The organism is Tissierella sp., assembly GCF_052089545.1.
Taxonomy (GTDB): domain Bacteria; phylum Bacillota; class Clostridia; order Tissierellales; family Tissierellaceae; genus Tissierella_A.
Map to the genome: position 1 here is coordinate 1 of NZ_JBQDAA010000065.1, position 10,729 is coordinate 10,729.

Consider the following 10,729-nt stretch of genomic DNA (forward strand, 5'->3'; position numbering starts at 1 on the left):
ATTTAAATGAACATCTACACGAAATACCAGAAGAAGGAATGACAAGAGTGAGTGCTACAAATGAAGCATATAAAAAATTAGGAGCTACACTTACATTTGATTGTACTCCATATTTACAACAAAATGTTCCAGCTTTTGGAGAAGTAATAGGATTTTCAGAGTCAAGTGCAACTCCTTATGTAAACTCAGTTATAGGTGCAAGAAGTAATAGGGAATCTTCTCAAAGTGCTCTTTGTGCAGCAATAACTGGACTAGTACCTAGATATGGACTGTTACTGGACGAAAATAGAAAGGCAGAAATACTTGTTGAGGTTCAAGCTGATATTAAAACAGATTTTGATTGGCAATTATTAGGATGGTGCTATCCTGAGAAATATAAAGGATTAGAAATACCAGTATTTACTGGAATAGAAGAAAGACCTACTCCAGCAGGATTTATGAACTTTGGAGCTCAATTAAACACATCAGGTGCAGTATCAATGTTTCATATAGTAGGAATAACCCCTGAAGCAAAAACTTTAGAAGATGCATTAGGCCAAAATGAAATAAAGAAAAAGATAGTAATAACTCAAGAAGATATAGAAAATACTAGAAAAAGACTATGTAGAGAACCTGGTAAGATAGATTTTGCAATGTTTGGATGTCCACATCTTAACCTTGATCAAGTTGTAACTATAGCTAACACATGTCAAGGAAGAAAGTTTGCTGTAGATACTTGGATATTAACTAGTTCACTAACTAAAGAACTTGCAGAAAGATCAGGACATTTAGCTATTATTCAAAGAGCAGGAGGACATATAATAGCAGATACATGTATAGATGTTCCACCATGCTGGAAACCTTATTATGGACTTAAAGCAGTTACAGATTCTCCAAAGTGTGCATATTACAATGAAATAAGAGGGATTAAGTTTAAAATAAGACCTTTGGAAGATGCAATAGAAGCAGCTATTATAGGGGAGGTATTAGAATAATGAGTAAAACATATAAGTGTAGAAAAATATCTAAAGGAAGAGCAGAAGCAGAAGTGGTAGTATCAAAAGATGCATTATGTTTTTACCTAGTAGAACCAGAAACAGGAGTAGTAGTAGAAGATAATCATGATGCTAAAGGCAAGGATATTTCTGGCAAAATACTCATGATGCCTTCCGGAAAAGGTAGTTCAGTAGTTCAAGCTGATGGTATATATAAATTAGAAATGTATGATAAGGCTCCAGCAGGATTAATTATTGAGCATGCCGATCCAGTTTTAGTATCAAGTGTAATTATTATGGAGGTACCTATGGTCCATAAAGTAGATAAGGAATTTTATGAGGACATAAAAGAAGGCGATAGAATAATAATGGATGCAGATGAGGGCTTGATTACTATACTATAGTTCAATAAAATTTGTTACTAGCAAACCATTTTAGGGGGGTAAAATATGAAAAAAATTATAAGTTTATTATTAGTAATGGTACTAATATTATCAGTAGGTTGTGGCAAAGATTCTAGTGAAAAAACTTCCAAAGAAGAAGGTGGAGGTGAGGAATCGGGTGATGCTATAGTAATAAAATATGGCTTAATATCACCAGAATCTCACTCTTCTACAAAAGCAGCAATAAAATTTGGAGACTATATTGAAAAGGAATCAAATGGAGAGTTAAAGTTAGAAGTTTATCCAAATGCTTTATTAGGTGGCGATGTTGAGATGAGTGAAGCAGTTGCCTTAGGTAGTCTTCATATGGCCTTACCTTCAACATCCACACTAGTTATGTATTCCCCTGAGTTTGGAGCTTTAGATTTACCTTTTATTTTTGAGGATGAGGATAATGCGTTTGAAGCTCTCGAAGGAGAAGTAGGAGAATATTTAAATGAAAAATTGGAAAATGTCGGAATAAAAAATTTAGCATACAACTCTAATGGAACAAGAAGTATAACAAATAATGTGAAAGCAATAGAAGAGCCGGCAGATTTAGAAGGTGTAAAAATGAGGGTTATGGAAAGTCCAGTATTTATAGATATGTTTACATATCTAGGAACTAATCCAACACCTATAAGTTTTGGAGAATTATTTACAGCACTACAACAAAAGACCGTAGATGGACAAGAAAATGCTCCAACACTAATATATGATTCTAAATTTCAAGAAGTTCAAGAGTTTTTCAGTGAAACCAATCATGTATATAGTTTTGCGGCAAATATTATAAATCAAGATTTTTATGAAGGCTTATCTGATGAACACAAAAACATTCTTAATGAAGGGGCAGAAAAATGGCTTAAAGAATGGCAGATAGAAGAAGAAACTAATAGTCAACAAGAATATATTGAAAAGCTAGAATCAGAAGGGATGAAAGTAAATAAAATAACTCCTGAAAATCATGAAAAGTTCATTAAAGCAGTTTCCCCTATGTATGATAAATATGAAAAGGAAATGGGAGCAGAAATATTTGAACTTCTAGACAAATATAAATAAAACTATTAATTAAATATTTAGTAAATAACTTTTAATCCTATGATTATATAGTATTAGACAATTTAAAAATTGAATAATTTATAATCATAGGATAATTTTATTCTATGGGGTGAAAAAATGAAAAAAACTTTAAAAAAATTGCTAATATTTATAATAAAATTGAAGAATATGCTTTAGTCTATAGTTTAGCTTTTACTGTAATATTAGTATTTATTCAAGTGGTTATGAGATATGGTTTTAATAGTTCTATATCATGGAGTGAGGAATTAGCAAGATATATGTTTATTTGGCAGGTATGGCTAGGTGTGAGTTTAGCGTTTAGAACTAATCAACATATATCAGTAGACATGCTACTAGATAGATTAGTAGGTAGACCTAAGATAGTATTGTTATTGTTTAGAAACATTATAACTTTGGGATTTAATATATTTTTAGTGACCCACGGATTTCAATTGGTTCTTAAAATGATAGAAAGAGGAGTAGTGTCCTCTGGTATGGGTTTACCCTTATCCATAGTATATATGAGTGTTCCCATAACTGCCTGCGTTGTTTTACTTAGATTAGCAGGAAATATATTTACTGGAGTAAGATCATTTATTAATTATGAAGGGAGTGAATTATAATGGCAGCAACGGGATTTTTATTTGGTTCTTTCTTTATATTGTTATTCTTGGCTGTTCCTATAGGATATTCAATAGGTATAGCAACACTAATAACTATGATGGGATTTTCAGATATACCTTTAATAATGATAAGCCAAAATGCTATTTCAGGTGTAGATTCATTTCCTTTGATGGCAATACCTTTTTTTATACTAGCCGGCAACCTTATGAGTTCTGGAGGGGTAGCAAAGAGATTAATCGACTTTTTTAATACCTTATTGAGAAAAAGAACTGGAGCCCTTGGAATAGTTACCATTATAGCATGTATGTTTTTTGCAGCAATATCTGGTTCAGCTATGGCTACAACAGCTGCAATAGGAGGATTCATGATTCCTGAGATGGAAAAGAAAGGTTATCCTAGATCATATGCTGCAGCATTAGCCGCAGTTTCTGGGACCATTGGAGTAATCATACCTCCAAGTATTCCTTTTGTATTATATGGTGTTGTAACAAATACTTCTATTGGTGATATATTTATAGCAGGTTTGGTTCCAGGTATTTCTATGGGGCTGGCTCTTATAATTGTAAACTATCTTACATCTAAAAAGCTGGGTATTGAAGGAGATAAAAATGCAGAAAGATTGGAATTCTCAGAGCTTTGGAAATCCTTTAAAGAGGCATTCTGGGCAATATTAACTCCTGTTATAATACTTGGAGGAATTTATGGAGGTATATTTACACCTACTGAAGCGGCTGTAATATCAGCAGTTTACGCAACAGTAGTGAGTTTATATATATATAAAGAAATGGATTTGAAAGATGTATATAATGCCTTATTTAAGAGTATGGAGATAAATGGTGCCACTGTATTTATGGTTGGATTCTCAGCAGTTTTTGCTTCCTATTTAACAATGGAACAGATTCCTATGAAACTTGCTGCAGCAATGCTGGGAATTACTTCAAATAAAATTTTATTATTAATATTAATAAATTTATTCTTACTAGTAATAGGATGCTTTATAGATAACATTCCTGCAACAATTATATTAGGTCCTATATTATTACCTATTGTTTCAAAATTAGGTATGTCACCAGTACAATTTGGTGTAATGTTAACTATGAACTTAGCTATAGGCTTTGTAACACCACCTTATGGTATAAACTTGTTTGTAGCCCAAGCTGTCGCCGGGGTCAAAATGGATAAAATGTTAAAGTATCTTAAGTATTTATTACTCGCTTTAGGAATTGTCCTTCTTCTGACTACTTATTTTGAACCATTGACTATGCTTTTAGTAGATATTATAAAAAAATAAAGTTTAGGGAGAGATTTATATGCCAATATTATTAGAAGAAGATTACAATATGAAACTTCCAAATATGCATAAAGTAAGGCAAAGTTTTAAAAAGGATAAAATTGATGATATAGAAAAAACTATAAATGAAGAATTTGAAAAAGAATCTATCCTATCTACTATAAAACCAGGACAAAAAGTAGCTGTAGCTGTAGGTAGCAGGGGTATAAGAAACCTTAAAAAAATAGTTAAACTTACTATAGATAAAATAAAATCATTAGGAGCCGAACCTTTTATAATATCAGCTATGGGAAGTCATGGAGGGGGATCTGAAGAAGGACAAAGAGAAGTTTTATATGGATATGGAATCACTGAAGAATATATTATATTGTCTGTATACAGGTTTTATTACACCAATATTATAATTTATTAAAAATTCTAAAAATATAAGACTATATCCTACAAGTTTTTTAATATTAAATTGTGCTAAATGAAAAAATATAAAAAAATAAAATGGGTCTATCATAAATATTTATGATAGACCCATTTTTATCAAACTTTAGTATTTATATTCCTTATCTAAATCTTACTTGTCCATTTTCTATAGAATCTATAATAGTTAAAGATTCTAACTTTATGCCATTTTTTCTTAAAGTTTTTCCTCCAGCTTGAAAGCCTTTTTCTATTGCTACCCCTACTCCTATAAGATTTGCTTGTCCCTTATTCACTATATCAATTAGACTTTCTACAGCTTTACCATTAGCTAGAAAGTCATCTATGATTAATATGTTTTTATCCTTTTTTAAATATCTTTTTGACACCATAACCTTATATGTTCTTCCTTTTGTATATGAATATACTTCACTTTCATACTTGTCACTATCTAAGTTTTTAGATTCTGTTTTTCTTGCAAATACCATAGGAACCTTAAAATATTGGGCTACTATACAAGCTATAGCTATACCTGAAACTTCTGCTGTAAGTATCTTATCTATTTTTTCATCTTTAAATCTTTCCTTAAATTCTTTTCCCATTTCGTTTAAGAGGTCAATATCTACCTGATGATTTAAGAAACTATCAACTTTTACTACTTGACCATCTAAAACCTTAGCATCTTCTTTTATTCTTTCTTTTAATATATCCATATTTCACATCCTTATATTTTCTTATATTTTTTCATCATCATAAAAGTCTAAAAATGAATGTTTTTCTCCATCTTCTTCAAACCCTAATATACCATCAATATTAACATTTTCTGCTGCTTTAAATATAGACTTATCAACATTATCAAAAGTCTTTTTTAAGTTTTCTATAAGTTCTTTTATCTCAAACCTTTTATTTCCTATCTTTTTAGCTGCTACCATACATGCACAGTTTAAAGGCATTATACCGCTATTTTTAATAAATCTTATTATATAGTCTTCTTCTATTAAATAAAGTGGTCTTATAAGTTCCATATTTTCAAAGTTTTTAGCCTTTAATTTAGGCATCATGGTTTTAAAATTTGCTGAACAAAGTACATTTAACATAGTTGTTTCTATAACATCGTTAAAATGGTGACCTAGCGCTAGTTTATTACAGCCAAGCTCTTCAGCCTTACTATATAAAGACCCTCTTCTCATTCTTGCACACATATAGCAAGGATAGTCCCCTGCTATTCTATTTGCTACCTCAAAGACATCTGCATCATATATTTTAACTGGTATTTCTAGATGCTCACAGTTTTCTTCTAATAAGCTTCTAATCTCTGGATGGTAGCCTGGATCCATAGCTATAAATTCTAGTTCAAAGTTTTTCTTTCCATATCTATATAGCTCTTGAAAAAGCTTTGCTAGAAGAAGACTATCTTTACCACCAGATATAGCCACAGCTATCTTATCTCCATCTTCTATAAGCTTATATTCTTTTATGGCCCTTATGAACTTAGCCCAAATATGTTTCCTGTATGTTTTTATAATACTTCTTTCTATTTTATCTAAAGGCTTTTTATCATTAAGTGGCATTATAGTGTCACATGATAGTTTAGCATCTTTTGAATCTTTTTTATCCAAAATAAATCACTCCTATATTTCTTGTAAATAATTGATTTTTCTTTATTTCAATCTTATCTTATCATTACAGTCTATAATAAAATAATCACATACACAACTATTAAAAATTTTATTTTGCAAGACACTCCTTTATATAGTATAATACTTACTTGTGAAGAAAAATTTAAATCAAATTTTAATATAAATATAGAGGGGATTTTTTAATGAAACTTGGAATCGTAGGTTTACCAAATGTAGGAAAAAGTACACTTTTTAATGCTATAACTAAAGCAGGAGCTGAGTCTGCAAACTACCCATTTTGTACAATAGAACCAAACGTTGGAATGGTGTCTGTACCAGATGAAAGACTTGATAGGTTAGCTGAAGTTTATCCATCTAAAAAAACTATACCAACTGCTATAGAATTTTATGATATAGCTGGACTTGTAGAAGGTGCAAGTACAGGAGAAGGCCTTGGAAACAAGTTCTTATCCCATATAAGAGAAGTAGAAGCTATAGTTCACGTTGTAAGATGTTTTGAAAATGATGATATAGTTCACGTAAATGCAGAAATAGATCCTGTAAGTGATATTGAAATCATAAACTTAGAACTTATGCTTTCAGATATTGAAGTTTTACAAAAGAGACTTGCAAATGCACAAAGAGCTGTAAAGAGTGATAAGTCATTAGCCCCAGAAATTAAATTAATAGAAAGAGCACTAGAATCTTTAGAAGCTGAAACTTCTGTAAGAAACTTAGATCTTTCTGATGATGAAAAGAAAATACTTAAAAGCTTAAATCTTATAAGTGCAAAACCTGTTATATATGTAGCAAATGTATCTGAGGACGACTTATTAGATGAAGAAAATAATAAATATGTTAAAGCAGTAAAAGATTTTGCAAGTACAGAACATGCAGAAGTAATAACTGTAAGTGCTCAAATAGAACAAGAAATAGCAGAGCTTTCCGATGACGAAAAGAAAGAGTTTTTAGAAGATTTAGGACTTGAACATTCTGGTCTTGATAAACTTGTAAAAGCAAGTTATAAATTATTAGGACTTATGAGCTTCTTAACAGCAGGACCTATGGAAGCAAGAGCATGGACTATAAAAACAGGTACACCGGCACCAGAAGCTGCTGCAAAAATCCACACAGATATACAAAGAGGATTTATAAAAGCTGAGGTTATATCCTTTGATGATCTTATGGAGTCTGGAAATATGGTAGTTGCTAAAGAAAAAGGCCTTGTTAGAATTGAAGGAAAAGACTATATCATGCAAGATGGGGATGTAGTATTATTTAGATTTAATGTATAAAGCTTTCTTGAAAATTCAATAAAAATTTAAGATTAAAAGCATCTCTAAATTAATTTAGAGATGCTTTTTTAGATTTGTCATAATTCGTATTATCTGAAACTTAATTTTTTAAATTACAGATTATTTAGCGGCACACTTTATAAAGAATACGTCTCTGTCATTCTGAGGAGCATAGCGATGAAGAATCTTTGTTTTGACCCTAAACCATAGATTCTTCGCGATGCTCAGAATGACAAACCTACTAGAGGATAAAAGAAATATTGAAAATAAGGAGTGACTTATGAAAGGTGCTTTTCCTTTCATGGAACGACGTTTTTCAATATTTCTTGAACCATGCTTAGATTCTTCTCAAGCTCAGAATGACAGCTTCACACTTTACTACTAATACGAATCAGAAACTTATTTCCAGATCTAAGAAATTAATAAAATAAGCACTAACTTATGAAAGGCACTTTTCCTTTCATGGAAGTACGTTTTTCAAAATTCATTGAACACAGTTTTAATTCCTAAAAACCTAATAATCCATCTTAATGTTTATTGGTTGTGACCGGTTTTGTCTGACACAACTTTTATATTAAATAACTTAAACACTAACTGAAAAATAAGAATTATTGCTAAAAATACAGCAACTAAAATTAGTCTATATATTAATTCCTGAATTAAAAATATTAATATTACACCCATTATAAATCCTATAGGTAGACTTAAAGAATCCATCTTTCGATAAAAAGCCGTTGATGTTATCTCAATTACATCTCCATCTTTAACTAGTATTTGCTTGCTCTTATTTATAAATTGTGTTACTTGTAAATTAGATTGACCTTCAGGAATTTCCAATTCTATTTGTTGTTTTGCTTTAATACTTCCTACTCTTTTCCCATTCAATTTTATTTGAATTTTTGAAGCCACACCAAGCCATCCAGTATTTCGTTTAATAGTAATTGACACATTATCATCTCCTTTTTGAAAAGTTTCTTTTAAGTTACGCACTTTACTATTGATGTTCACTAACTTATTTTCTATTATATATCAAGGTCAAAATATTTACTTCTGACTTAATATTTTGAATTTTGCTTAATTTACAATATATACAACTCACTAAAATAAATTCACGCCTGAAACATCTGATTTAAATCCTAAAATAATTCTCTTATAAAAATAACAGGTCCAAATATATAGGAAATTAATACTATGGTCTGGGGTATAATCAGAAGATCTATAATTGTATTTTCATTGTTTTCAACCCAGGCACTTACTTTATTATGTGCGTATGCAAAGGATATTGTAGCCAATACAAAATATATACTTATCAATATATATGGCCATTTAAAAGGATCTCTTTTAAAATGTTCAGTCATTAACATATAATAACCGAAATATAAAAATGCACCAATAAGCAAGCCCATTATAATTTGGAAAGAATCAATCTTTTTTTGCTCATTCATTTTCTTTTCTTTGCTAATATTTCTAATATCTTTATTCAAACTTTTTTCATACTTTTCACACCCTAATTAAATTATATTATGCTTTAATCTATATCCTCTTTGTATATAGGTAGATCACTTAACTTTTCATCTAAATCCTCTAATTTTTCTATATTATATTTAAATTTATTGTCTATATATACATCGTAGCTACCTATTGGTTTTTCTAGAATGAAAGAATTGTCTGCATCCATGTCTATATATACTCCATTGTCAGTTGGCTCATAATGTGGTTGTATTATTATAAAATATGATGATATAAATAATACTAATGCTAATGCATATAATCCAATATTAAATACCTTAAATATGTTCCTCTTATGTTTGTAATTTAAAACTATAAGAAATCTTTGTTTTAGACTAGTTATTTCTTTTATCCTGGCAAAGTTCGGTACACTGTCTAATTTAAAGTTTCGAGTTCTATTATTAACATTTTGACTGATTATTTTAGTTATACTCTCTAAATATTTTGTTTTCTCTTCTTTTTCAAAGTTAACAGTAGTTTTTAAATCACATTGTATTTCTAATATATGATTAAAATTATTTGCAAACAGGTGTGCAAAAGGGTTCCACCAAAATATATATTTAATACTTTGTATTAGGACTTTCTTTAAAGCATCCTTATCTAAAAAATGATTTATTTCATGAAGAATAATATATTCCAAGTCCTCCTCTAGGAGTTCAATGTTGGGAATATATATCTTTCCTTTTAATATCCCTAAAATAAAGGGTGAACTAATCTTATCATGCTGAATTACTTGTATTTTTTTGTTCATTTCTTTCTGTCTCAATATCCTGTTGAAGATTTCTTCATTTTCTCTATTTCGGCCTTCCTCCAGCCTTTTTAAACTTCTTTTAAATGCCATATACTTAAAAATATTATTAATTGCTAGTATTAATCCTACTGTTATCCATATAAAAACAAGTACTTGGAAGACCTTTATGCTAAAACCTTCTAAGTAGAGGGGTTTTCTAAGAAGATCATACACTTTTGGAAAAATAGTTTTAGATCTTACAATTATTGACCCTGGAACTTCAAAATTAAATATCAGTCTCAATATACTTAGGAAAAGAAAAAATATTATAGGTAGAGCACTAAAGGAAATAATAAATTTATCATTTTTTCTAAAAGTATTTATAAGGACAATATACAAATTAAACCACAATAAGGACATTACAAAAGAAAAAAATGTAATCTGCATTATTTGTCTCTCCTTTTAATCTTTACAAGGTATCTTTATGATTTTTTATTATATCTTCTAGCTCCTTAACGCTATCTTTATCAATTTTATTTGATTTTACAATAAATGAAAAAAAATCAGAAATTGTAGAAAGTTCAGGATCTACAGTTTCAAAATTCTCCTTCAAGCGACTCATATCATATTCATCAGCAGAAAAGGTTGGCTCATAAGCTCTCCCAAAATTAGTTGCTGTTTTTACAATATCAAATACTCTAATAGATCCTTTATCTAACAGCCTATTTAAAAAAACATGGATTGAACTTTTTTTCCATCTTCTGTTTTCTGTTAAGTTTATTATCTCTGATCTTG

Annotated in this window: 13 protein-coding genes; 7 read left to right on the forward strand and 6 right to left on the reverse strand. The window is 29.9% G+C overall.

Translation table 11 applies throughout. From position 1 onward, the window contains the following. The 6 genes from ACTHW2_RS06410 to ACTHW2_RS06435 form a co-directional block, all read left to right on the forward strand. Positions 1 to 974: aconitase X catalytic domain-containing protein (locus ACTHW2_RS06410; protein ID WP_442263143.1), on the forward strand; the 974-nt coding region annotated here is incomplete at its 5' end. Next, complete coding sequence (locus ACTHW2_RS06415; protein WP_442263144.1) at positions 974 to 1,378, forward strand: aconitase X swivel domain-containing protein; 405 nt, start codon at positions 974 to 976, stop codon at positions 1,376 to 1,378. The genes ACTHW2_RS06410 and ACTHW2_RS06415, both read left to right, overlap by 1 nt. 45 nt (positions 1,379 to 1,423) lie before the next feature. Next, positions 1,424 to 2,455, forward strand: a complete 1,032-nt coding sequence (locus ACTHW2_RS06420) for a TRAP transporter substrate-binding protein (RefSeq protein WP_442263145.1) — start codon at positions 1,424 to 1,426, stop codon at positions 2,453 to 2,455. A 200-nt stretch (positions 2,456 to 2,655) separates the two neighbouring features. Then, entirely contained in the window at positions 2,656 to 3,078 is a 423-nt protein-coding gene (locus ACTHW2_RS06425) for a TRAP transporter small permease (protein WP_442263154.1), read from the forward strand. Next, positions 3,078 to 4,370, forward strand: coding sequence for a TRAP transporter large permease (locus ACTHW2_RS06430; RefSeq protein WP_442263146.1), 1,293 nt, complete (start codon positions 3,078 to 3,080; stop codon positions 4,368 to 4,370). Before ACTHW2_RS06425 ends, ACTHW2_RS06430 begins: the two co-directional genes overlap by 1 nt. Positions 4,371 to 4,389: 19 nt before the next feature. After that, a complete protein-coding gene (locus ACTHW2_RS06435) occupies positions 4,390 to 4,782 on the forward strand; it encodes a hypothetical protein (protein ID WP_442263147.1) in 393 nt (130 codons plus the stop codon). A gap of 142 nt (positions 4,783 to 4,924) precedes the next feature. On the opposite strand, the gene ACTHW2_RS06440 is transcribed toward ACTHW2_RS06435, so the two are convergent. After that, complete coding sequence (locus ACTHW2_RS06440) at positions 4,925 to 5,494, reverse strand: xanthine phosphoribosyltransferase (protein ID WP_442263148.1); 570 nt, start codon at positions 5,492 to 5,494, stop codon at positions 4,925 to 4,927. 21 nt (positions 5,495 to 5,515) lie between these two features. Continuing rightward, the gene (locus tag ACTHW2_RS06445; RefSeq protein ID WP_442263155.1) at positions 5,516 to 6,352 is read right to left on the reverse strand and encodes a tRNA 2-thiocytidine biosynthesis TtcA family protein; all 837 of its coding nucleotides are present in this window, start codon (positions 6,350 to 6,352) and stop codon (positions 5,516 to 5,518) included. 251 nt (positions 6,353 to 6,603) lie between these two features. Here ACTHW2_RS06445 and ychF point away from each other — a divergent pair, with 251 nt between their 5' ends. Then, positions 6,604 to 7,695: a redox-regulated ATPase YchF gene (ychF, locus tag ACTHW2_RS06450; protein WP_442263149.1), complete on the forward strand. Its 1,092-nt coding sequence runs from the start codon at positions 6,604 to 6,606 to the stop codon at positions 7,693 to 7,695. A 534-nt stretch (positions 7,696 to 8,229) separates the two neighbouring features. On the opposite strand, the gene ACTHW2_RS06455 is transcribed toward ychF, so the two are convergent. The 4 genes from ACTHW2_RS06455 to ACTHW2_RS06470 all read right to left on the reverse strand — a co-directional run. Further along, positions 8,230 to 8,643 (reverse strand): hypothetical protein, encoded by a 414-nt coding sequence (locus ACTHW2_RS06455; RefSeq protein WP_442263150.1) that lies wholly within the window; start codon positions 8,641 to 8,643, stop codon positions 8,230 to 8,232. 188 nt (positions 8,644 to 8,831) lie between these two features. Continuing rightward, positions 8,832 to 9,179, reverse strand: coding sequence for a hypothetical protein (locus ACTHW2_RS06460; RefSeq protein WP_442263151.1), 348 nt, complete (start codon positions 9,177 to 9,179; stop codon positions 8,832 to 8,834). Between the two features lie 44 nt (positions 9,180 to 9,223). Then, a complete protein-coding gene (locus ACTHW2_RS06465) occupies positions 9,224 to 10,237 on the reverse strand; it encodes a M56 family metallopeptidase (RefSeq protein WP_442263152.1) in 1,014 nt (337 codons plus the stop codon). 166 nt (positions 10,238 to 10,403) lie between these two features. Then, positions 10,404 to 10,729 (reverse strand): BlaI/MecI/CopY family transcriptional regulator (locus ACTHW2_RS06470; RefSeq protein WP_442263153.1); only part of this gene is annotated, 326 nt, incomplete at its 5' end.